This is a genomic window from Craterilacuibacter sp. RT1T, from assembly GCF_023502145.1.
Taxonomy (GTDB): domain Bacteria; phylum Pseudomonadota; class Gammaproteobacteria; order Burkholderiales; family Chromobacteriaceae; genus Craterilacuibacter.
This window is the reverse complement of sequence record NZ_JAMFLI010000002.1, coordinates 225,423-247,469: the sequence shown is the minus strand read 5'-3', so window position 1 is coordinate 247,469 and position 22,047 is coordinate 225,423. Positions and strand designations below refer to the sequence as shown.

Below are 22,047 nucleotides of genomic sequence, written 5' to 3'. Positions count from 1 at the left end.
CATGCCTTTTACACGCTTTATTTTCACACTTTAAATGCTACGCGAACCCGATCACACCATGCCCCTTCCTCCGACAGGCAGCTGGCTTTGCTGGCTGGCCATGCTCGCACTGGTGAGCGCGCTGGGCTTTGCCAGCCGCAGCGCCTATAGCGACACGGCCATACTGGCGTTTCTGGCCCAACAACGCACTCCGGCACTTGACCTGTTCTGGCGCGGCATCACCCATCTGGGCTCACTTTATTTACTCTTACCTGCCAGCGCCCTGTTGCTGGCACTGCCGGCTACGCGTACCACCGGCATGCTGGCACTGGCATCCTTGGCCGGCGCCAGTCTATGGTGCAATGCATTGAAATATTTATTTGACCGGCCAAGGCCATCATTTGCCCTCATCGATCCGATGCCGGTCGGGGCGTCTTTCCCCAGCGCACACAGCGCACAGGTCTTTGCCTTCGTGCTTGCCCTGCTCTGGAGTACGCGGCATCATCCGGCCTCCCCCTACCTGGCCATCGTCTTGCTTGCCATCGCCAGCCTGGTTGCCGCCTCCCGCCTTTACCTGCAAGTACACTACCCCAGCGATGTGCTGGCAGGCGCTTTACTTGCCCTGCTCTGGTGCGCCGGGCTCATTCACTGGATAGGAAAAACAATATGAGAAACAAATTCCTCGGCACCGGCACCCCCGGTTACAGCCCGCTACGCAAGATACGCACCGTGATGGAAGGTCTGAGCTATGCGGTACGCTACGACTTCAGTGTGGCCTACAAGCTGGTGCTATCCGCCATCGTCCTGCTGCTATCCATTGTGTTGCGTGACTGGATGGACAGCGTATTCGTCATTGCCGCCACGGCTTTTGTCTTGACGGCCGAACTCTTTAATAGCGCAATCGAGGCGCTATGCGATTTTATCGAGACCGAACACAACGAGAAGATCAAGGCCATCAAGGATATTGCCGCCGCTGCGGTGGGCGTAGCGATCTTTACCTGGTTTATCGTGCTCGGTGTCGAGTGCTGGGAGATGTGGCGCGCCTGGTATTAAGCAAAAAAAACGGGGTACCTCCTGCAGGAGGCACCCCGATAAAAGCGCCGTTACCAGCGCTGGAGGGAATTAAACGTTTTGCGGATCGTTGCGCGTCTTCCACAAGGAGAACACCACGCCCCCCGTCAGCAGCGCCAGCGTCACACCCAGCGACAGCGGGGTTGGAATCTTCATGGCAATCATGCCGATCTGGTTGAAATACACCAGCGCGACCTTCACACCGATAAACACCAGCACCAGCGACAGCGCATATTTCAGGTAGTGGAAGCGGTGCACCATCGCCGACAGGGCGAAGTACAGCGCACGCAGACCCAGAATCGCAAAAATGTTCGAGGTGTAGACAATGAACGGGTCTTGCGTAATCGCGAAGATGGCCGGGATGCTGTCTACGGCAAACACCAGATCGGCGCTTTCCACCAGAATCAGGGTCAAGAACAGCGGTGTCGCCCACCAGCCCTTGCTCATGCCGTGCTCTTCACCACGCACCCAGAACTTCTCGCCGTGCAGGGTCGGGGTAAAGCGCATATGGCGGCGCAACCACTGGTACAGCTTGTTGTCGTCGATATGCGGGTGCGCATCATCGGACAGCAACATCTTGATACCAGTAAAGATCAGGAACACGCCAAACACCACCAGCACCCACTGATACTGCGCCACCAGCACTGCACCCAGACCGATCATGATCGCGCGCAGGACCAGAACCCCCAGAATCCCCCAGAACAGTACGCGGTGCTGATAAATGCGCGGCACGGCCAGACTGGTAAAGATCAGCGAGATCACGAAGACGTTATCCATGGACAGCGATTTTTCCACCAGATAACCGGTGATATACGCCATACCGGCATCGCTGCCCTTGTACCACCAGATCCAGGCGCCAAAGGCCAGACCCATGGCGATATAGAACGCCGACAGCTTCAGGCTCTCGGCTACGCCGATTTCATGCTGGTCCTTATGCAGGACACCCAGATCGAACGCCAGCAGCGCCGCGACCACGCCCATAAACATCAGCCACACCCAGACCGGGTAGCCTACAAACAACATCGAAAACCATTCCACAGCGAGCATCCTTATTGGTGTTTGTTATTGCTTAGCGTGCGCCCAGCGCAGCCAAACGTGCTTCGATGCTAGGGTGAGAGGCGAACAGCGCCATAAAACCGCCGCCACCGCCGGCGATGCCGGAAGCTGCCATATTCTGCGGCAGGGCACCCGGTTCGATCCCGCCCAGACGGCGCAGTGCTGCCGCCATCGGTGCCGGGCTGCCCATCAGGCGGGCGGCGCCGGCATCGGCACGGAATTCGCGCTGACGCGAGAACCAGGCCACAATCACCGAGGCCAGAATGCCGAATACGATTTCACACACGATAACGGTAACGAAGTAGCCGATACCGGTACCGGAAGACTCTTCATCGTTCTTGCGCAAAAAGCTGTCGACCAGATAACCGACCACACGCGCCAGGAAGAATACAAAGGTATTGACCACACCTTGCACCAGCGTCAGCGTCACCATATCGCCATTGGCAACGTGGGCAATTTCGTGCGCCAGCACCGCTTCGACTTCTTCATGCGTCATGCTGGACAACAGGCCGGTGGAGACGGCCACCAGCGAACTGTTTTTGGACGCCCCGGTGGCAAAGGCATTCGGCGCACCTTCATAGATGGCCACTTCCGGCATCGGCAAGCCGGCGCGGTCGGCCAGACTCTTGACCTTGCCCACCAGCCAGCGCTCGGTCTCGTTGCTAGGCTCGGTAATCACCTGCGCACCGGTCGACCATTTGGCAATCGTCTTGGACATGGCCAGCGAAATAAAGGCACCGCCAAAACCCATCAGTGCGGAAAAGCCGAGCAAGGTGGTCAGATTCAGACCATTGCTCGTCATAAAGCGGTTAAGTCCCAGCACTTGCGCTGCGATACTCAACACCAGCATCACGGCGATGTTGGTGGCGATCAGCAAGAACACGCGTTTCATGTTTTTTCCCTCTTGTTTTTTTGTCAGAACAGCGACTGGCCCAAAGCGCAGCACACTCACTGTCGTCATAGTAGCGTATTCTATTTAATGATAAAATCGGATAATTACTGATTGATCATCCTGTTTTTTCGAAACATATGCGAACCGAGCTCAACTACAAGCACTTGCGCTACTTCTGGGCGGTGGCACGCGAAGGCAGCGTCACCCGCGCTGCCGAACGCCTGGGCATGAGCGTACAGACGGTCAGCGGCCAGATCTCGCGCCTGGAGCAGGCCTTTGGTCAGGCACTTTTTAACCAGCAGGGGCGCAATCTGGTGCTGACCGAAGCCGGCCGTGCCGCGCTGTCCTACGCCGAACGTATTTTTCTGCTTGGCGAAGAGCTCAGCGACATCTTGCGTGACGATGCGCTGGACAAGACCATACGCCTGACCGCCGGCATCTCCGATGTCGTACCCAAGACCGTCAGCTACCATCTACTGGAGCCGGCGCTGCAGATGGAAGAGCGGGTGCGTCTGGTGTGCCGCGAAGCGGGCTTTGACGAGCTCTTGACCGAACTGACCCTGCACAGGCTCGATGTGGTGCTGGCCGACCGGCCGGCATTGAGCACCCAGTCGCAATTCGAGTCTCATCTGCTGTCGCGCTGCCCGGTCAATATCTACGGCACAAAAGATTTATGCCGGCAATACCGCGACGGTTTCCCGCACAGCCTGGCCGGCGCGCCCCTGCTCTTGCCGACACGCGACAACATCCTGCGCGGGCAAGTGGAAAACTGGCTGGAAACGCTGAATCTCCGCGTGCAGGTTGTCGGAGAATTTGAAGACGGCGCACTGCTTAAAACCTTTGGCGGCCAGGGATTCGGCCTGTTTCCGGCCCCCTCTTTTGCCAGTGCCGACATCACCGGCCACTTTGCCGTCGACATCGTCGGGCCAGTCGACGGGGTATTCGAACACTACTGGGCCATCGCCAACCGTAAAAAACTGCAACACCGGGCGGTCGAAGCAATCTGCAACACCGCCCTTTACGCCTCGTGAAAGAAAACCCGTGCTGAATATTCTCTATAGAGACGCGCGCATTATCGTCATCGACAAGCCCTCAGGCCTGATCGTGCACCGCTCGGTGCTCGACTGGCACGAAACGCGCTTTGCCCTGCAACTCTTGCGCGACCAGATCGGCCAGCATGTCTATGCCGTACACCGACTGGACAAGGGCACCTCCGGCGTACTGGTGTTTGCACTGGATAAGGACGCCGCACGCAGCCTGTCGCAAGCCTTCGAAGCGCAAAACATGGACAAGCGCTATCTGGCCGTGGTGCGCGGCTGGCCGGCCGAATCCGGCCGCATCGACCATGCGCTGTCGCGCCGTTACGACGATGCGGAAAAGCGCCATGATCTGGCACGCGGCGAAGCGCAGGCGGCGGTGACCGATTTTGAGCATCTGGCCAGCATAGAATTGCCGGTAATGGTCGAGCGTTACCCGGTAAGCCGCTATGCGCTGATGCAACTCACGCCGCACAGCGGGCGCCGCCACCAGTTGCGCCGCCATATGAAGCATATCGCCCACCCCATTATCGGCGACTCGACCTTCGGCAAAGGCGTACACAACCGCTATTTCGCCGAGCACCTGGGTGCGGGCCGCATGCTGCTGCATTGCAGCGCGCTCACCCTGCCCCACCCGGACGACGGCCGCTTGCTGCAACTGACGGCCCCGCTTAGCGGCGAATTTGCCCATCTGGTCAGACGCATGGGCTGGCAAGACAGCCTGAGTGCCGGCAGCATCGTGCCCGCTGCGCTACAATCCGAACCCTGAAAATTAACCGATACCCGCCATGCTCAGTTACCGCCACGGCTTTCACGCCGGCAACCACGCCGATGTGCTCAAGCACCTGATAGAAGTTGCCCTGATCGATTATCTGGGGCAAAAAGGCACGCCCTTCTGGTATATCGACACCCACGCCGGTGCCGGCGTTTACGCGCTGACCGAAGGCTTTGCCGCCAAGAATGCCGAATACCAGAGCGGCATCGCCCGCTTATGGGAACGTAACGATCTGCCCGAGGCACTGGCACGCTATGTCGATCTGGTGCGCGTGCTTAACCCCGACGGCAATCTGACGCTTTATCCCGGCTCGCCGTGGTTTGCCGCCGAAGCCATGAGCCGCAGCGACAAACTGCGCCTGTTCGAGCTGCACCCGACCGACGCCCCCATTCTGGCCGAGAATTTTGCCGAACAGGGGCGGCGCGTGCATGTGAAGCAAGGTGATGGTTTTGAAGGCATCAAGGCCATTTTGCCGCCGCCACCACGACGCGCACTGATGCTGATTGACCCGCCTTATGAAGACAAGCGCGACTACCAGCATGTGGTCAACGCGTTAAAAGAAGCACTCAAACGCTTCTCGACCGGCGTTTACGCCGTGTGGTATCCGTGCCTGTCGCGCCGCGAAATCGGCGACATGCTCGAAGCGATGAAAAAGCTGCCCGCCAAGAACTGGCTGCATGTGCGCCTGGACGTACAAAAGCCGTCCAGCGACGGCTTCGGCATGCACGGCAGCGGCATGTTCATCCTGAACGCGCCCTGGACGCTACCGGCCATGCTCAAAGACGTCATGCCCTATCTGGTAGCAACCCTGGGGCAAGACGCCGGCGCCCGCTTCACGCTGGAGCAAGGCGGCGACTTGTAAGGCTTGCCATACGCGCATGCGCCGCCTACCGGTGCATGCGCTTTTTTGCTTTAACGCACCCCTTCATTGAAACATCACCTTCAATCCAGCGGCGCTCTTGCTGCCGCCAGTATCGACTCGGCGCCATACAAAGTCCGGCTGGGGAAGGCGAAATCGGCACCGCATTCGTGCACGATATCGACAATCTTCAGATACACATCCTGCTGCGCCGCCAGCCATGGCTCCCATGACTTGGTCTTGGTAAAGCAATACACCATGAAGTTAAGCGAAGACTCGCCGAACTGGTTGAAATACACCAGCAAGGTGTCGTCCTGATCGATAGCGGGATGAGCGCGCAGCATGGCCCGCACCTTGTCGACCACTTCGGCCATATGCGGCGCATCCTCGTAACGCAGGCCGATATTGGTCATGATGCGGCGGTTTTTCATACGCTGCGGATTGACCACGCCGATGCTGGAAAAGATCGAGTTCGGGATATACATCGGCCGGTTGTCAAACGTCAGGATACGCGTCAGGCGCCAGCCTATATGCTCGACCGTGCCGTCGATATTGCGGTCGGGCGAGCTAACCCAGTCCCCCACCTTGAACGGCCGGTCGATAAAAATCATCAGCCCGCCAAAGAAGTTGGCCATGATGTCCTTGGCGGCAAAACCGATCACCAGACCACCGGCCCCACCAAAGGCCAGCAAGCCGGACAGGCTCATACCGAAAGACTGGCCAATCAGCAAGGACACCACCACCAGCGTGATCACCTTGAACAACATGGACAAGGCATTGGCCGTCGTCGTGTCGTAGCCGCTTTCCAGATGCAGGCGCTCGGACGCATCGATAAAACGGAATGTCCCCCACACCAGCACCAGCGCCACCGCCACCATACGCAGCGGCCCGATCCATGGGAGCAGCGCCGGCCACAGTTCACGCCCCAAGGTTTGCAGCAACAGCGAAAAGCCGATCAGGGCAATGATCGCCATGATGGCAGGTGAACTGGAACGGATAAACGCGCGCAGCAGCGAGCGGCGCAAGCCCATCTCGCGCTCGGATGAATGGCGGGCAAACAGCACCCACGCCAACTGGGCCAACAGGGTAAAGACCAGAACCAGAGAGACTTCACCCAGCCAGGGATGGGCCGTGCTGGTGCGCTCGAGCGCCTGAATAAATTCGGGTGTTTGCATGCATGAACCAAAAAAGTGAACCGCCAACAGCGGCAGATTTCTCCACTATGCCGCATTGGCCGGCTTTTTGCCGCTCATGACACGCCGCGCCCCACGTCAAAACAGGCAATTTTCAAGTACTCACTATTGCTTGATTAAAAAATTTCACCGCTTTTAATGCAGCATTCAAGCCACAGTGAAAAACTACTACATCTAGTGGCACAGCAGATGAAAATCTCCGCATCCTTGTATTTAAAGGGATGGCGCCGCACAGAATGCCCATGCCAACAATAGGGCATAAATTTTTTATTTTGCCGCAAGCCATATCTGGCGCGGATCGCGCCATTTACGCACTTTGTCAAGACTTGCGAAGCCACGGCTTAGCCACTACCATTTGCGCAATACCAGCCACAAAACGGCACATATAGTATTAATCCACGCAACACACCCAAGTAGTGCGGCGAGTGCCAAACCGCCCGCACACAGCACGCAAATATCAGCAAACGCAGATAAAACAGGATAAAAATCAAAAATGAAGACTTTTGACGGACAAACCGCCGCCGAACTGGGGCGCGCCGCCGCGCCGCAGGCCGATTACAGCCAGTACAAAACCATACGCCGCAATGGCGCGGTGGTCGCGTTCGAGCCGGTCAAAATCTCCATTGCCGTGACCAAGGCCTTTCTGGCTGTGATCGGCCAGAAAGGCGCAAGCTCGGCCAGCATACGCGACAAGGTCGCCGAGCTGACCGCCACCGCCGTGTCGGCGCTGATGCGGCGCAAGCCCGAGGGCGGCGCCATCCATATCGAAGACATTCAGGATCAGGTCGAACTGGCGCTGATGCGCTTTGGCGAACACGATGTAGCCAGCGCCTATGTGCTCTACCGCCATGAGCGCGCCCGCGAGCGTGCCGCGCGCGGCGAAGCCCTGCACCAGATCGCCATTCATGTGGTCAAAAAAGACGGCCGCAAGCTGCCGCTGGATATCGCGCGCCTGCGCGCCACCTTGCTGTCTGCCAGCCAGGGTCTGGCCGGCATCGATGTGGATGCCCTGCTGGCGGAAACGCTGAAGAACATCTACGACGGCGTCTCCGAAGAAGAGGTCAACAAATCGGCGGTACTGGCTGCGCGCGCCATGATCGAGCGCGATCCGGCCTACGACTATGTCACCGCCCGCCTCTTGCTTGACCATCTGCGTCTGGAGATTCTGGGCGAGAGCGTGGCACAGGAAGCCATGGGGGAAACCTACCCGCTCTATTTCCCCGCCTTTATCCGGCGCGGCATCGCCGCCGAACTGCTGGACGAGCGCCTGGCCCAGTTCGACCTCGCACGCCTGGCCGCTGCGCTGCAGCCCGAGCGCGACCTCAAGTTCGGCTATCTGGGCCTGCAAACGCTGGCTGACCGCTACTTCCTGCACCACAACGATGTGCGCATCGAGCTGCCGCAAGCCTTCTTTATGCGCGTCGCCATGGGCCTTGCCCTGAATGAAGTGGAGCGCGAAGCGCGCGCCATCGAGTTCTACCACCTGCTGTCCAGCTTCGACTTCATGAGCTCGACCCCCACCCTGTTTAACGCCGGCACGCGCCGCAGCCAGCTCTCCAGCTGCTACCTGTCGACCATTGCCGACGATCTGGAAGGCATCTACGAAGGCATCAAGGACAATGCCTTGCTGTCCAAGTTTGCCGGCGGGCTGGGCAATGACTGGACCCCGGTGCGCGCACTGGGCAGCCACATCAAGGGCACCAATGGCAAAAGCCAGGGCGTGGTGCCGTTTTTGAAAGTGGTCAACGACAGCGCGGTCGCGGTCAATCAGGGCGGCAAGCGCAAGGGCGCGGTATGCGCCTATCTGGAGACCTGGCACGCCGATATCGAAGAATTCCTCGAGCTGCGCAAGAACACCGGCGACGACCGCCGCCGCACCCACGACATGAACTCGGCCAACTGGATTCCCGACCTCTTTATGCAGCGGGTGATGGAAGGCGGCGAATGGAGCTTGTTCAGCCCGTCCGAAGTGCCGGATCTGCACGATTTGACCGGCGCCGCCTTTGCCAGGCGCTTTGCCGAATACGAAGCCTTGGGCCGCGCCGGAAAACTGCGCGTTTACAAGACGCTGCCCGCCCTGAGCCTGTGGCGCAAGATGCTGACCATGCTGTTTGAAACCGGTCACCCATGGATCACCTTCAAAGACCCGTGCAATATCCGCAGCCCGCAGCAGCATATGGGCGTGGTGCACTCGTCCAATCTGTGCACCGAAATCACGCTGAACACCAGCGCCGACGAAATCGCCGTGTGCAATCTGGGCTCGGTCAACCTCGCCGCCCATATGCGCGACGGCCAGCTCGATAGCGCCAAGCTGCAGGCCACCATCCGCGTGGCACTGCGCATGCTGGACAACGTCATCGATATCAACTTCTACCCGGTGCAAAAGGCGCGCAATTCCAACCTCAAACACCGTCCGGTCGGCTTGGGCATCATGGGCTTCCAGGACTGCCTGCTGCAGATGCGCGTGCCTTACGCCAGCCAACAGGCTGTCGAGTTTGCCGACAGCTCGATGGAGCTGGTGGCCTACCACACCTACTGGGCCTCGACTGAGCTGGCCGAAGAGCGTGGCCGCTACCCAAGCTACAAGGGCAGCTTGTGGGAGCGCGGCATTTTGCCGCAAGACAGCCTTAACCTGCTGGCGGCCGAGCGCGGCGGCTATCTGGATGTGGACCGCAGCGAGCGTCTGGACTGGGCACCGCTACGCGCCCGCATCAAGCAGTACGGCATGCGCAACTCCAACTGTCTGGCGATCGCGCCGACCGCGACCATCTCCAACATCATTGGCGTGTCGCCGTGCATCGAGCCGACCTACCAGAACCTGTTCGTGAAATCGAACCTGTCGGGCGAATTCACCGTCACCAATGAATATCTGGTGCGCGACCTGAAAGCCGCCGGCCTGTGGGATGAAGTGATGGTGGCCGACCTGAAATACTTCGACGGCAGCCTGGGCCGCATCGACCGGGTATCGGCCGAGCTCAAAGCCATCTACGCCACCGCCTTCGAAATCGACCCGCTGTGGCTGGTCGAAGCGGCCAGCCGCCGCCAGAAATGGATAGACCAGGCACAGAGCCTCAACATCTATATGGCCGGCGCCTCGGGCAAGAAGCTGGACGAGCTGTACAAGCACGCATGGGTCAAGGGCCTGAAAACCACCTACTACCTGCGCACCCTGGCGGCCACCAGTGCCGAGAAGTCGACCGGCCGTGGCGGCGAGCTCAACGCCGTCGCTGCAGCACCGCAGGCTCCGGCAACCGATGCCCAGTTTTGCAGCATCGACAACCCTGACTGCGAGGCTTGCCAGTAACAGCGTGGCGCACTGGGCGCAGGGTGGGTAGCAGGCATAACCACCACCCCGCCCTCCACCCGCGCGGCCGGCAGTGCCATACAGGGACAGCTAAAACAAAGCATGCCGCAAGGCACCCTCGAAAACGAAGGAGCACACCATGCGCACCCTGTTGATCTTAAGCACTGCCGGCTTGCTGAGCGCCTGCAGCACCATGGCCGACAAACTGCAAGGCAGCCTCACCCCGCCACCCGGCGACGGCTACGCCATCTTTTCACTGGTCGGCAAATCCAGCGAGCCCGACCGCTCGTCGGCCAGCGTGAGCTGGAACAGTCTGGACAGCGCCTTGCAAGGCCGCGTCTACGCCAATATGGGCACCAATACCATCTTTGGTGAAAACGGCAATATGGCCGCCGGCAAACTGGAGCTGCTCACCCTGCCGCCCGGCCGCTACCAGCTGAATACTGCCTATGGCTACTGGCCTTCCGGCCTCGGCCGTTTTGGCGACGGCGGCATCCAGATCCGCAGCTTCCCGCTAAACCTGCCGTTTAGCGTCGAAGCCGGCAAAGCCGTCTATCTGGGTGAAGTGCTGCTGGAAATGGACTACCTGCCCACGGCCGAAATCCGTGACGCACAACAACGCGACTTTGCCCACATGAAAAACGTGTGGAAGGTCAACAACCTCAACACGGTCGTCATCGCGCCATTCAAGGCCGCGACCATCCCTGCCAATTAATAAAGAGAGAACCATGCTCAGCTTTGAAGACCCGATCGCCCCTGCCGCTACCGCAACCCCTTCCAAGCGCGTCAGCGCCAGCGACAAACGCGTGATCAACGGCACCACCGACGTCAACCAACTGGTGCCGTTCGCCCACAAATGGGCGTGGGACAAATACCTGGCGCAATGCGCCAACCACTGGATGCCGCAGGAAGTGAACATGCAGCGCGACATCGAGCAATGGAAAACCGGCCAGCTGAGCGAAGACGAAATGCGCATCGTCAAGCGCAACCTCGGCTTCTTCACCACCGCCGACAGCCTGGCCGCCAACAATATCGTGCTGGGCACCTACCGCCAGATCACCTCGCCCGAATGCCGCCAGTTCCTGCTGCGCCAGGCCTTCGACGAAGCGATCCACACCCACGCCTACCAGTACATCGTCGAATCGCTCGGTCTGGACGAAGGCGAAGTATTCGGCGCCTATCACGAGATCGCCTCCATCCGTGACAAGGACGAATTCCTCATCCCGTTTATCGACACCCTGTGCGACCCGGCCTTTAAAACCGGCACCCTGGAAAATGACCAGCGCCTGCTGCGCAGCCTGATCGTATTTGCCTGTATTATGGAGGGGCTGTTTTTCTACGTCGGTTTCGTGCAAATCCTGGCGCTGGGCCGGCAAAACAAAATGACCGGCGCCGCCGAACAGTACCAGTACATCCTGCGCGACGAATCGATGCACTGCAATTTCGGCATCGACATGATTAACCAGATCAAACTGGAAAACCCGGCGCTTTGGACCGAGCCGTTCAAGGCCGAACTGAATGCGCTATTCCAGCGCGCCGTCGAGCTGGAATATGCCTACGCCGAAGACACCATGCCGCGCGGCGTGCTGGGGCTGAATGCCGCCATGTTCAAGGAATACCTGCGCTTTATCGCCAACCGCCGCATGCAGCAAATCGGGCTGGAGCCGCTCTTCCCCGGCGTGACCAACCCGTTCCCGTGGATGAGCGAGATGATTGACTTGAAGAAGGAAAAGAATTTCTTCGAGACGCGGGTGACGGAATATCAGACTGGCGGGGCGTTGAGCTGGGATTGATTTGATCCACCGTCCGTCGAGCGACACATAAGCTTGCGAGAACGACAGATAAGCTTGCACTCGACGACATATAAGACCACACAAGAAAGCCCGCGCATGCGGGCTTTTTCATTCGCCGTTGGCACCATGCCGTGCGGCATTTCATCTGATGACACCAGTAACAGACACACAATCTTTCTTTTGTGACAGACAGTCCTTCTTCCATTGGGTAGATAGAAAAATAAAAGGGCGACTAAAAGCCAACCGATTTACTTTTCAAACCTATCCTTTTACTGTTTCCTTAATAAGTCGCGCAAGCTCTGGCTTCCAGTCACCGCGGGCAACGGAACCAGAAACGGATAGATGATTTTTGTGTTTTTTTAACTGACTCTTAATGGCAATCACCCAGTCGTTTTGATTTTTTGTAACTAACAATATTTGCTCAAACGAAAATAACATTGAGGCTAAAAACCATTTGTATTTCATTGGCGAGCTGGCAATGGCATTACTATCCGCAGATGCAAGATCCGGGTTTTGCATAGCCAATTGCAAATATGCATTATATATATTGTGCGCAGTGGCGATTCTCGATTCGGCACGCGAAATTTTAACCTGAAAAAATGCAATGAAAGCGGTAGGAATTGCAATAGCAGGAACAGCAATGGTTGCCCATTTAACCCAGCTATCAAGATCGACCGCCATACCAAAAATAGTTGCAGTAGTGCTCAAAAAAAATCTCCTATTAGAGTTTCAGATTTCGGTTTGTCAAATTGCATACAACGCGGTAGCGTCGCGTCGATGCCGGCGAGAGGATCACTCCTCTCGGGGGGTACTCCTTCAGGCAGGAATCTCATTCACCATCGGCCCTTCGGCCCCGATAGCCGAGAATCTATAGAACTTTGCTGCGGCACCCATGTGCCTGAACTTCTGTCGAGCCAACTGCAGTAACTTCTCGTCGCATGTGGAGATGACAAACTGCCGCTCACCTTCCTGCGAGCTCTGGAGCCCCAGTATCAGATCCAGAAGCGCATACGTGTTCAAGTCATCGAAGTGCGTCACAGGGTCGTCCATCATGATGGACGAGAACCCAGACCAAGTCTGGGAGCTGCAGGCGGTCAAGAACAACCCTAGGACGAGCGTCTGCACCTGAGATTGACTGAAGTAGTCGGTAGGCCGCAGCTCCTTGCCCTTTCGGTGTACTCGAATACTGATGGCCGAGCCCTTGCTCGACACTTCAACTTCGCCGAATCCGTAGACGGGTCGCAGCCGCTGCTGAATCACCGCAGTCCTAGGTCCGTACTCAGTAATGAAATGCTCGGTCGCGACGGCCTGCTGACTGCCCAATAATTTCGTAACATCCTCGAAGTACGCTACCCAAGGCTCGACCTTCTGAGCGCGCTCGTCAGCCTGTTCCACCAGCTTTTCTGCGACCAAGATTCGGTCGAATATGCTCTGGAAGGCGGCGGAAGTCGCTGCCGTATCCACGGCCACTTCAAGTTCGGCGACGCGGTCACGCAAACCGAGCGCTGTCACTTCACGTGTGGTCGCCGCTTGTATTCGTTGGTGCAACTGCTCATGAGAAACATTACTGTCAAGCCCGGCAGCTTTCAGTGCTGCGGCTAAAGACTGTACATTGGTCTGGCAGGTGTTCAATGCCTGAACTGCCTGCTGGTGGTTGGTTCGCGCGGCGGCGAGGGTTGCCTTCGCTGCTGCGTTAACTGCTTTTTGGTCCTCCACCGCGGTGCTTGCAGTGTGAGCGGATGAACTTGCCTGGACTAGTCGCGCATCAGCGTCTTGTAACGCCTCGGACAACGATTGCAGATCGGCACCCAGATTGACCATCCCACGATTAGCGTCGGCAAGAACCTCATCCAGCAGGCGCTTCACCGCCTTTAGCGCGGTCGTCGATGTTTGGTGTTCCCGCTCCAAGGTTTGGCAGCCATCCTGAGCAGTGCCAAGTGCAGTATTTGCGGCTTCCAGCAGTTGCCGCGCATCGTTAACGGCGCTTGCAGCGAGCATCTCCGCTTCATGCGTCTGTGAGCTAATCTGTTCGAGCTGTTTAGCCGTATCGTTTGATAGAGAAAGTCCAGCAGATCTCAGTGCCATTTCATAGGCCATCCTCTGCTGTTCGAGGCTCTCACGTTCAACCTTGGCTTGCCCCAGCTGTTGCTCGTCCTGGCTCAGTTCGTCGATTAGAGCCTGTCGCGCAGCAAGCAGCGTCTGAAGCTTTCCCCGTTCGGTAGCCAGCGTCTCATTAAGTTGGACAATAAGGTCACCTTGCTCCATCCGTCGGTCGATTGCAGCCAATAGCGCGCCGTGGGTCCCATGGTCGTGACCACATAGCAAGCATGTCGCGCCATCCACGTGAGTGCGTAGTTCGGCAATCAGCTGCTTCAGAGTTGTTTCGTTGCTCCTGGCTGAACTGAGCTCACGCTCTACTCGAGCAACCAGAAGTTCCTGCGCCAGCACTACCTGCTGCGCCTCGGCCAGCCGCGCACTCTTCGTCTCGGATGAGCCCTGCAATTTGGCCTCAAGTGCTTGTACGGCTATCAATCTGGGCTCAGCCAGTACCCAGAGGCCCGCCTGTTCTTTGACCCACTGTGCACGCGACCTTGAGTCCCCCGCGGTCTTCAAGGCAGCCTCAAGGCGCTGAAGCGTCACTGCCGCGTCCTGCTGTGTATTCAGCGCTTTGGACTGGGTCTCCTTCTGCTGGTTGAGGCGCAGCGTGAGCGTAGCCAAACCTTCCGTGAGCGCCTGACTCTGCGCAATCAGCCGTGCATATTCCGGCTGAACCGAGACAGCCCACGCCCACCAATCCCGTCGGTTCTTCAATGCTTGTTCCTGCGTCTTGAACTGAGCAAGTTCACTCGTAAGCGCACCGAGGCGCTCCGACGCCGCATTGGAGCTAACCTCGGCTTGTTCAACCAGGACCTTACGTTCCTCGAGCTGAGTGCGCATCGACTCAAGTTGCCCATGCTGCGTCTTCAAGTTCGCGACCTGCTCAAGGGCTTTGGACACCGTCGCTCGCAATCTCACCGCTTCAGCCGCGAACGATTCCAGCACTGCACGAAGAGCTCTCGTGTCGCGAGGACTGATGCCTGATACGTTGAACCCTGAGGTCGAAATTGCTTGCTCCAACTCGGTGAACCGAGCATCGAGCGCCTCGGTTGACGTGTCCACGGAGGCAAGACCCTCAAGGCGTTTCAAATCCTCCCTTTCCGCGTCGATGGAACTGCGAGCGTTTTGAGCTTGCATACGCGCGTCCGCGAGGGTCTGGCGCGCGAGCTTCAGAACTTCCTCGGCCTTCTTCAAGCCGCTCACATAGTCTTCGAATGCGAGCATCCGTGAAACGATGTCCGCAGGAAGTTCGCACTTTTCGGCGACGTCTCGGGTAAGCTCTTGGCTGTCCTGGCTGAACAAATGGGTGGCTCGGAATAGAGCTACCATGTTGTCCACGCGGTCAGCCGTTGCGGAGGCCCCTCCAGTCAGAAGGCTCAGAACATCTTTCCTCGAGGTGACCTGTCCATCTACCTGAGCGTTGTTGTGATCCACCAAGTTACGGGTGATGACGTGTGGCTGGCCATCACGCTCCAGTGTGAGGGTCACCACGGTCGACTCGTCATCACCACTGTCCAGATGCTTCGCGGCCCTTGCCAAGCCTCCACTAGCCTTAGCAAGCCGGCCGACACCGCCGGTGACAGCAAAGTCTATGGCATCGAAGAACGACGTTTTGCCAAATCCGTTGGGACCGTAGAGAACGGTGATGGCTGATCCGAGCTCGAACGTCTTCATTGTTCGATAGGCCCGGAAGTTCTGAATGGAAATTGACTTGAGCGTGGCCTGCACTCGCTCTTCGGCAGGGGGCTCCACAGATGCCTTTGCGAGCACCCCGTCGAACTTGCTAGGATCGCCGTAGTCTCCCTCGAGACACGCGTCAAGAATCGTTCTCGGGCTGCTCTTTGCGGGTACAACGAGGGCACTGGCCAGTTCCGCCTTCAATTTGCGCTGCTGAAGCAACGTCTGGGCGGACGGAGGTCGTGTCTGTACACCAGGCGTAATTGGCGACAGCGGTAGGAAGGGTAGCCTAGCAAGGCTGGTGACCAAGTCTTGGTCAAGCTGAACGACATACTTTCTGCAGAAATACACGTCGACTTCGATGCTTGAGCGGAAGGACTCGTGAACGGTGATGTTCGCCGGAATACAGTAGACGAACGATACATCCTTCGCCGACCACTCTGAGCTTCGTTTAAGATAATGTTTCTTAAATGCCTCGTACTGCCGCTCGTAGTCGGTCCCGTTGCCAATGGCAAATGCTGTGACGGCATGGCCGCGCATCATCAAGAGCAGCGGCAAGCAATCATCGCGAAGAGTCTCCTCTGTGAAGGTCGCCCCGACCATGAGTTGCGTCAGCGTGTCGCGTAGCTCTGAAGGAAGGCTGAGAGCCTCAGAATATTGCTGCATCGATTGACTCCCTCAGTGCCGCTTCGTTGGCGGCGTCTCGGTATGCATTGAGAACGTCTTGGTAGCTCACCCGAATGACTGCACTGGTAGGCTCCGTGAAATTGAATTCCTTGCTCGGCTCAGCGGCTTGGTCGAACAGAGTCCGCATCCGCGGATCCCATGACGTATTGTCTTCGTCGCGACTGATCACAAGCAGTTGCCCACGATGATCTGGCAGTTGGTCCATCACGTGCTTATCGCACTCCTCGTGACTCGGGCCAATCACCGCAACGACCTCAACACTTTCGCCCCCCTTCAGGATGGTTGCCTGCGCACCGTTCCCATGGAACGTCGTCTGATACCCCGCCGCTCCGAGGATTGAAAAGGTATGCAGTACATGCTTAACCCCATCAGACTGTGGGTTCCTCCATGCGTCTGGAACACTACTTGTCCTTGGAGTTGCCACCAAGACCGTCTTGGTTTGAGCCTCCGGGTTCAGCCGGCGAAGAGCGTTCACCGACCTTTGATGTGCATCGCTAGCGGTGCCGGCCAGCGGCCATTGCGGGTACTTGGACTCTAACGATTTTTCGGAGTCGTCGAGTTCATCATTCACCCATTTCACGACAGCAGGAACATGCCCAGACGGAGTCCGAGGGTCCTCGGCCCCTGGAAATGGATGCACGGTGGCATTGGCAAGCGCAAACTCCCTGCCTGCCGCGCCCGGTGGCAGGCAGGAAGGATTCCGCTGACGGAACGAGTGAATACAGGCTCCGCGCTCTCGGAACACCGTATCTGTCAAGTTCTCCAGCTGGTTGCCGGGTCGCTGGAATTCTCCACCTGCGCAGTACGTTGGCTGATTCTCCGGCTTCATGAACTTATTGGCCGCGAAGATGAGTGCTGTCTGACCGTATTCCTTTGCCACCCCCGGCGCAACATTCCCAGCTACGTTCGCCATGACTAAGCAGGCGCCCTCTCGAAGAACACTGGGGAACTCTACCTGATTGAAAAACGGCTGAACCTGACCCATGAAGGATGTGTGCGACGGCCCCGGATTGCATTGCGCAACGAACAGCCAATTAAGTGGCAGCTGTGCCTCCTTAAACTCTGCAAGCTGCTCAATGGCGTGCAGAAGCCACTCCCAAACGCGGCGTTGGTCCCGGACCCCAATCCAATCAAAGCAAATGAGGGTAGCAAACCGGTATGGCGCATTCACACCTTCATACTTGCCCTTGAACAAGAAAATGGACTGCCCTTGGAACATAGACTGATATTCCGTTCGCAGCTCTACGAACGCCGGCTGAACCTTGATCTGTATCCAGGAGCGAACTTCTCCAGAATCGAGCTTTGCCCAAGTCACGCAACAGTTGACCCACTGGTCCTCGCGAATATGATCTAGCGAGCTGCCCTCGGTGTCGTACGTGGTGTTCGGTCGCCGACTGAGTTCGACAAACTGTGCGCGCGTAAGGCCTTCGAGGCCGCCAATGACAATTGTGCCTGTCGGCCATCCATCGTCAGCCATTGCCGCCGCGATGCGGTCGAAGCCCATCAGGCCAGGTATCGTGCATTCAGGAAAAATGGTGAAGTGAGTTTTCTCAGCACCATGTACCCGCTCTAGAGCTACACCTAGCGTGGCGTCGATACCGGCCATCGCAGCATCTCTCAGTTCTGGCTTGAGGGTGAACGGTTCCCGATCGGTGAAATCCACAAACGGCTGTGCAATGACCATACCAACTTCCGCGCGCGGCAACTGCACGCCAAGTTCATCTAGGTCAATCTCTATAACCCGGACCAATAGCCCCTCCCCGTCTCTCTCTTATGTAAGTTCTGGCACATACCATAATTAAACCGCCCTCAGCCCCAACGATGAGTACTTACTCGCATGCGGGGCAGGAAGGTGAATTTCTAAACGGACATTTCAGCTCACCACCTGCTGTCGTAGCAGGTGTAAATTCCATGCCGAGCAGTTTGCCAGCAAGCGCAAGGCTGAAGAGCCAGGAAGCAATCATCTCGTAAGAGCAGCAACCACGGCACTCACGTTGAGCTGCGTGTGTGCAAGAAGCCCAGGCCGTGAGTATGCATAGCCCTGAGGGCTCGTCAGTTACCCACGACTACCCCAAATCGATTCTCAACGAACTCCACCTCAGGCCAAAAGCATTAATTTTAGCACACGTACATGACGGAAAGCATTGTCCACCCCAACGTGCTTCTGACGTTGGAAATCAAGTAAAGCCTGATATGGCTCCCAAATTTTTTGCAGCAAAATAATATAAATAAGCCATTTAAAAACATGTGCTTATTTTTGACAAATCATTTATGAAAAACTACTCTTACCGGTGATATTCACCTTAGCCACCGGTCAACATGAGCCCCTTCTCCAAGTATCTACACCAGTTGCGCACAAGTTACGGCGTCCGACAGGTCGAGCTGGCGGAGTGGCTTGGCTATGTGTTAAACAGCGTGCAAAAGTGACCAGGTTCCCGGGGTAAACAGCGTTGAATTTTGACCACCCCGGGTGTGCCACACTCCGCCCTTTGGGCGGAGATCAACCTGGAGTGCTTTGCATGGAAACCATCGGCAAGATCCGCCGCCGCCATCTGGTTGGTGGCGAGAGCATCAGTGCGATTGCCCGCTCGCTCAACCTCTCCCGCAATACCGTCAAGAAATACATCAAGGCCAAGGATTCACCTGCCTACCTACGCCAGAAACAACCCCAACCCCGACTCGGTGCTTTCCAGGCGCGACTGACCGAATGGCTGGAGCACGACCGCGCGCTTCCCAAGGTGCAGCGCCGTACCGCCCGCCGCCTGTACAGACCGAGGGCTATCGCGGCGCTTACGACAGCATCCAGCGCTTTACCAAGACCTGGAAAGCGAACCGTACAACGACAACGGTCACGCAGGCCTTTGTGCCGCTGTCGTTTGCGCCGGGCGAGGTTGGCCAGTTCGACTGGAGTTACGAGCATGTGGTACTGGGTGGGGTCTCGCAGTCCATCAAGCTGGCACACTTCCGTTTGGCCTGCAGTCGGCAGATGTTTGCCGTGGCCTATCCGCGTGAAACTCAGGAAATGGTGCTGGATGCCCATGCACAGGCCTTTGCCTTCTTCGGCGGCGTGCCGCAGAAGATGCTCTACGACAATCTCAAGACCGTGGTCGAGACGGTATTTACCGGCAAGGAACGCCACTGCAAGAAGCGCGCATCCGGCAACTGGCCAGCGGCAGCTACCTCGACAGCAGCTATAACCTGATTCTGGTCGGCGGCACTGGGACGGGTAAAACCCATCTGGCGACCGCTCTGGGCGTCGCCGCTATCCACCAGGGCAAACGGGTACGTTTCTATAACGCGGTCGATCTGGTGAATCTGTTAGAGAGGGAAAAACAAGCTGGCCGTGCCGGGCAGTTGGCCAAGCAGTTGCAGCAGATTGATGCTGTCATTTTGGACGAATTGGGCTATCTGCCGTTTCCTGCATCGGGCGGTGCCCTGCTGTTCCATCTGATCAGCCAGCTCTACGAGAAGACCTCGCTGATCATCAACACCAACCTGAGCTTTGGTGAGTGGGTTAGCGTGTTTGGTGATGCCAAGATGACGATGGCACTGCTGGATCGGGTCACACACCACTGCGACATTCTGGAGACCGGCAACGATTCCTATCGCTTTAAACAACGCAAGCGGGAGGGCTGATTTGCCTAGTCAAAATTGGACGCTGTTGGGTGGTCAAAATTCGACGCTGATCTTCCGCTGCGAAGACGGCGCATGGAAAGTCGCCCACAGCGGTATCTCGCGGCCTTACCAAGTCGGCATCGCCGGTGACGAGGTGTACCCGCTGCAAAGCCTGGCCGAACGCAATCACCTGCTCGAGTCGGAAGTGGCCGCGCGCACCGCCGAACTGGAAGAGGCTAACCGCAAGCTCGCGGCGCTAAGCGAGACCGACGGGCTAACCCATATTGCCAACCGGCGGCTATTCGATACCCGGCTGACCGAAGAGTGGCAGCGCGCGGGTCGCCATGCGCAACCCTTGACGCTGGCGATGGTCGACGTTGACTACTTCAAGCATTACAACGACAGCTACGGCCACCTCGCCGGCGACCAGGCGCTGCAGGCACTGGCACGGCAGCTGGCCGCACACGCCCGTCGCAGCGGGGAGCTGGCCGCCCGCTATGGCGGCGAGGAGTTCGCACTGCTGCTGCCCGGCTGCAAGCTTGAGCAGGCACAAGCCATCTGCCGCGATTTTCTGGCCGATCTTGACGCGCTGGCGCTGCCGCATGCCGGCAGCCCGCTTGGTTTTCTGACCGCCAGCGTGGGCGTGGCCAGCCTGACGCCGGGGCCGGACAATACGCCCGCCATGCTGATTGAACAGGCCGATGCGGCGCTATACCGCGCCAAACAGCACGGCCGGCACCGGGTCGAAGCGGGGGCGGTTTAAGCGCTCATGCCGCCCCGACGCAGGCTGCTGGCCGTGCGGCAAAACAGCCTGGCGACGGCTTCCTCCCCTTCTTTCATCTGCCCGCGCCCGGCCCGCTACCGTTCGAGACAATGTTTTCCTGCCGCACCGCCCCGCTTTTCGCCCGCGCGCAGTGCGAAACCTGTGCCGCCAAAAATCTTTCGTCATGGCACAATACGCGCCGCCCTCCCAAGACACGGAAAACCGCAGCATGCTTCACCTGACAGACACCCGCGCCGACATTGAACAGGCTGTCGCCCTATTGCGCGCCAGCGAGCTGGTCGCCATTCCGACCGAAACCGTCTACGGGCTCGCCGCGCTGGCGAGCAAGCCTGAAGCGGTTGCCAAAGTCTTCGCGGCCAAGGGTCGGCCGGCCGACCATCCCCTGATCGTCCACCTGCCGTCCAAAAGCCATCTTGCGCACTGGGCCGCGCAGGTTCCCGACATTGCGTGGCAACTGGCCGACGCTTTCTGGCCCGGCCCGCTGACGATGGTGCTGCCGGCAGCGGAGCATGTTTCGCCGCTGGTCAACGGCGCTCAAGCCACGGTCGCCGTGCGCTGGGCCGACCACCCGCTGCTGCAGGCGGTGCTCGACGAGCTGGACGAAGCGCTGGTTGCCCCTTCCGCCAACCCGTTTGGCCGCATCAGCCCCACTTCGGCGCCCCATATCCTCGAGCATATGGCAGGCCGTATTCCTGCGGTACTTGACGGCGGCCCGTGCCGCATCGGCATCGAGTCGACCATTGTCGACCTCTCCAGCCCCACCCCGGCCATCCTGCGCCCCGGACAGATTTCCGCAGACGCACTCGCTCCCTGGCTCACTCTCGCCGAGCACGCACCGGCCAACGCTCCGCGCGTACCGGGCGCGCTGGCCGCCCACTATGCGCCACGCCGCCGCTGCTACCGGCTGGAGGCCGGCGAACTGGCCATGCTGCCCGCCGGCTGGGACTGGGCCCGCACCGCGCTGCTCGCTTTCGGCCACACCCAGGCCGTAGCCGGCTGGCAGCGCGTGCTACCGCCCCATCCGGCCGACTATGCGCAGGCACTGTACGCAACGCTGCATGAGGCGGACCAAAGTGGCTGCGCGCTGATTCTGGTCGAAATGCCGCCGGCCACGCCCGAATGGGCCGCCGTGCGCGACCGTCTGGGCCGCGCCAGCGTGAGCTTCGCGCAATACACGGCGTAGGCCGCAGCAACTTTGCCAACAGCAAAGCCGGCGCTTGGGCCGGCT

At 58.5% G+C, this 22,047-nt stretch carries 16 protein-coding genes and 3 pseudogenes; 13 read left to right on the top strand and 6 right to left on the bottom strand.

What is annotated here, in order from left to right:
* The first annotated feature begins 58 nt into the window (after nucleotides 1-58).
* Entirely contained in the window at nucleotides 59-649 is a 591-nt protein-coding gene (locus M3P88_RS04965) for a phosphatase PAP2 family protein (RefSeq protein ID WP_249614944.1), read from the top strand.
* Nucleotides 646-1,032 carry a diacylglycerol kinase gene (locus M3P88_RS04960; RefSeq protein WP_249614943.1) on the top strand — a complete coding sequence of 129 codons (387 nt, stop codon included), beginning with the start codon at nucleotides 646-648 and terminating at the stop codon, nucleotides 1,030-1,032. Before M3P88_RS04965 ends, M3P88_RS04960 begins: the two co-directional genes overlap by 4 nt.
* A 69-nt stretch (nucleotides 1,033-1,101) precedes the next feature.
* On the opposite strand, the gene M3P88_RS04955 is transcribed toward M3P88_RS04960, so the two are convergent.
* Both M3P88_RS04955 and htpX read right to left on the bottom strand, forming a co-directional pair.
* Nucleotides 1,102-2,088, bottom strand: a complete 987-nt coding sequence (locus M3P88_RS04955; protein WP_249614942.1) for a TerC family protein — start codon at nucleotides 2,086-2,088, stop codon at nucleotides 1,102-1,104.
* 31 nt (nucleotides 2,089-2,119) lie between these two features.
* Nucleotides 2,120-2,998 (bottom strand): protease HtpX, encoded by an 879-nt coding sequence (gene htpX, locus M3P88_RS04950; RefSeq protein ID WP_249614941.1) that lies wholly within the window; start codon nucleotides 2,996-2,998, stop codon nucleotides 2,120-2,122.
* A 137-nt stretch (nucleotides 2,999-3,135) separates the two neighbouring features.
* Here htpX and M3P88_RS04945 point away from each other — a divergent pair, with 137 nt between their 5' ends.
* From M3P88_RS04945 to M3P88_RS04935, 3 genes are read left to right on the top strand one after another with little or no spacing between them, the layout of a single operon-like run.
* Complete coding sequence (locus tag M3P88_RS04945) at nucleotides 3,136-4,029, top strand: LysR family transcriptional regulator (protein ID WP_249614940.1); 894 nt, start codon at nucleotides 3,136-3,138, stop codon at nucleotides 4,027-4,029.
* Nucleotides 4,030-4,039: 10 nt separating this feature from the next.
* The gene (locus tag M3P88_RS04940; protein ID WP_249614939.1) at nucleotides 4,040-4,804 is read left to right on the top strand and encodes a pseudouridine synthase; all 765 of its coding nucleotides are present in this window, start codon (nucleotides 4,040-4,042) and stop codon (nucleotides 4,802-4,804) included.
* 19 nt (nucleotides 4,805-4,823) lie between these two features.
* Nucleotides 4,824-5,672, top strand: coding sequence for a 23S rRNA (adenine(2030)-N(6))-methyltransferase RlmJ (locus M3P88_RS04935; protein ID WP_249614938.1), 849 nt, complete (start codon nucleotides 4,824-4,826; stop codon nucleotides 5,670-5,672).
* An 80-nt stretch (nucleotides 5,673-5,752) separates the two neighbouring features.
* Here M3P88_RS04935 and M3P88_RS04930 read toward each other — a convergent pair whose 3' ends face one another.
* On the bottom strand, nucleotides 5,753-6,844 hold the full coding sequence (locus tag M3P88_RS04930) for a mechanosensitive ion channel family protein (protein ID WP_283773114.1): 1,092 nt from the start codon (nucleotides 6,842-6,844) through the stop codon (nucleotides 5,753-5,755).
* 511 nt (nucleotides 6,845-7,355) lie between these two features.
* Here M3P88_RS04930 and M3P88_RS04925 point away from each other — a divergent pair.
* From M3P88_RS04925 to M3P88_RS04915, 3 genes are all read left to right on the top strand, one after another.
* On the top strand, nucleotides 7,356-10,166 hold the full coding sequence (locus tag M3P88_RS04925; protein WP_249614937.1) for a ribonucleoside-diphosphate reductase subunit alpha: 2,811 nt from the start codon (nucleotides 7,356-7,358) through the stop codon (nucleotides 10,164-10,166).
* A 139-nt stretch (nucleotides 10,167-10,305) separates the two neighbouring features.
* Complete coding sequence (locus M3P88_RS04920) at nucleotides 10,306-10,881, top strand: hypothetical protein (protein WP_249614936.1); 576 nt, start codon at nucleotides 10,306-10,308, stop codon at nucleotides 10,879-10,881.
* A 13-nt stretch (nucleotides 10,882-10,894) separates the two neighbouring features.
* Nucleotides 10,895-11,959: a ribonucleotide-diphosphate reductase subunit beta gene (locus M3P88_RS04915; RefSeq protein ID WP_249614935.1), complete on the top strand. Its 1,065-nt coding sequence runs from the start codon at nucleotides 10,895-10,897 to the stop codon at nucleotides 11,957-11,959.
* Nucleotides 11,960-12,220: 261 nt separating this feature from the next.
* Here M3P88_RS04915 and M3P88_RS04910 read toward each other — a convergent pair whose 3' ends face one another.
* From M3P88_RS04910 to M3P88_RS04900, 3 genes are all read right to left on the bottom strand, one after another.
* The gene (locus tag M3P88_RS04910; RefSeq protein ID WP_249614934.1) at nucleotides 12,221-12,667 is read right to left on the bottom strand and encodes a hypothetical protein; all 447 of its coding nucleotides are present in this window, start codon (nucleotides 12,665-12,667) and stop codon (nucleotides 12,221-12,223) included.
* Nucleotides 12,668-12,775: 108 nt separating this feature from the next.
* Complete coding sequence (locus M3P88_RS04905) at nucleotides 12,776-16,399, bottom strand: AAA family ATPase (RefSeq protein WP_249614933.1); 3,624 nt, start codon at nucleotides 16,397-16,399, stop codon at nucleotides 12,776-12,778.
* On the bottom strand, nucleotides 16,383-18,104 hold the full coding sequence (locus M3P88_RS04900) for a hypothetical protein (RefSeq protein WP_249614932.1): 1,722 nt from the start codon (nucleotides 18,102-18,104) through the stop codon (nucleotides 16,383-16,385). Before M3P88_RS04900 ends, M3P88_RS04905 begins: the two co-directional genes overlap by 17 nt.
* Nucleotides 18,105-18,939: 835 nt before the next feature.
* On the opposite strand from M3P88_RS04900, the pseudogene M3P88_RS16055 reads away from it, so the two are divergent.
* The 5 genes and pseudogenes from M3P88_RS16055 to M3P88_RS04880 form a co-directional block, all read left to right on the top strand.
* A pseudogene (locus M3P88_RS16055) lies at nucleotides 18,940-19,041 on the top strand (helix-turn-helix domain-containing protein); the annotation flags it as partial.
* Nucleotides 19,042-19,127: 86 nt separating this feature from the next.
* A pseudogene (locus M3P88_RS04895) lies at nucleotides 19,128-19,571 on the top strand (DDE-type integrase/transposase/recombinase); the annotation flags it as partial.
* A pseudogene (gene istB, locus M3P88_RS04890) lies at nucleotides 19,550-20,056 on the top strand (IS21-like element helper ATPase IstB); the annotation flags it as partial. The pseudogenes M3P88_RS04895 and istB, both read left to right, overlap by 22 nt.
* 1 nt (nucleotide 20,057) lies before the next feature.
* Nucleotides 20,058-20,798 (top strand): GGDEF domain-containing protein, encoded by a 741-nt coding sequence (locus tag M3P88_RS04885; RefSeq protein ID WP_249614930.1) that lies wholly within the window; start codon nucleotides 20,058-20,060, stop codon nucleotides 20,796-20,798.
* Nucleotides 20,799-21,027: 229 nt separating this feature from the next.
* On the top strand, nucleotides 21,028-22,002 hold the full coding sequence (locus M3P88_RS04880; RefSeq protein ID WP_249614929.1) for an L-threonylcarbamoyladenylate synthase: 975 nt from the start codon (nucleotides 21,028-21,030) through the stop codon (nucleotides 22,000-22,002).
* Nucleotides 22,003-22,047: the final 45 nt, after the last annotated feature.

Bases quoted from the DNA above. Each gene is read 5' to 3' on its own strand.
- M3P88_RS04900 (WP_249614932.1), bottom strand. From the start codon at position 18,104: ATGGTCATTGCACAGCCGTTTGTGGATTTCACCGATCGGGAACCGTTC.
- M3P88_RS04915 (WP_249614935.1), top strand. From the start codon at position 10,895: ATGCTCAGCTTTGAAGACCCGATCGCCCCTGCCGCTACCGCAACCCCT.
- htpX (WP_249614941.1), bottom strand. From the start codon at position 2,998: ATGAAACGCGTGTTCTTGCTGATCGCCACCAACATCGCCGTGATGCTG.
- M3P88_RS04965 (WP_249614944.1), top strand. From the start codon at position 59: ATGCCCCTTCCTCCGACAGGCAGCTGGCTTTGCTGGCTGGCCATGCTC.
- M3P88_RS04945 (WP_249614940.1), top strand. From the start codon at position 3,136: ATGCGAACCGAGCTCAACTACAAGCACTTGCGCTACTTCTGGGCGGTG.
- M3P88_RS04880 (WP_249614929.1), top strand. From the start codon at position 21,028: ATGCTTCACCTGACAGACACCCGCGCCGACATTGAACAGGCTGTCGCC.
- M3P88_RS04960 (WP_249614943.1), top strand. From the start codon at position 646: ATGAGAAACAAATTCCTCGGCACCGGCACCCCCGGTTACAGCCCGCTA.
- M3P88_RS04930 (WP_283773114.1), bottom strand. From the start codon at position 6,844: ATGCAAACACCCGAATTTATTCAGGCGCTCGAGCGCACCAGCACGGCC.
- M3P88_RS04905 (WP_249614933.1), bottom strand. From the start codon at position 16,399: ATGCAGCAATATTCTGAGGCTCTCAGCCTTCCTTCAGAGCTACGCGAC.
- M3P88_RS04925 (WP_249614937.1), top strand. From the start codon at position 7,356: ATGAAGACTTTTGACGGACAAACCGCCGCCGAACTGGGGCGCGCCGCC.
- M3P88_RS04935 (WP_249614938.1), top strand. From the start codon at position 4,824: ATGCTCAGTTACCGCCACGGCTTTCACGCCGGCAACCACGCCGATGTG.
- M3P88_RS04920 (WP_249614936.1), top strand. From the start codon at position 10,306: ATGCGCACCCTGTTGATCTTAAGCACTGCCGGCTTGCTGAGCGCCTGC.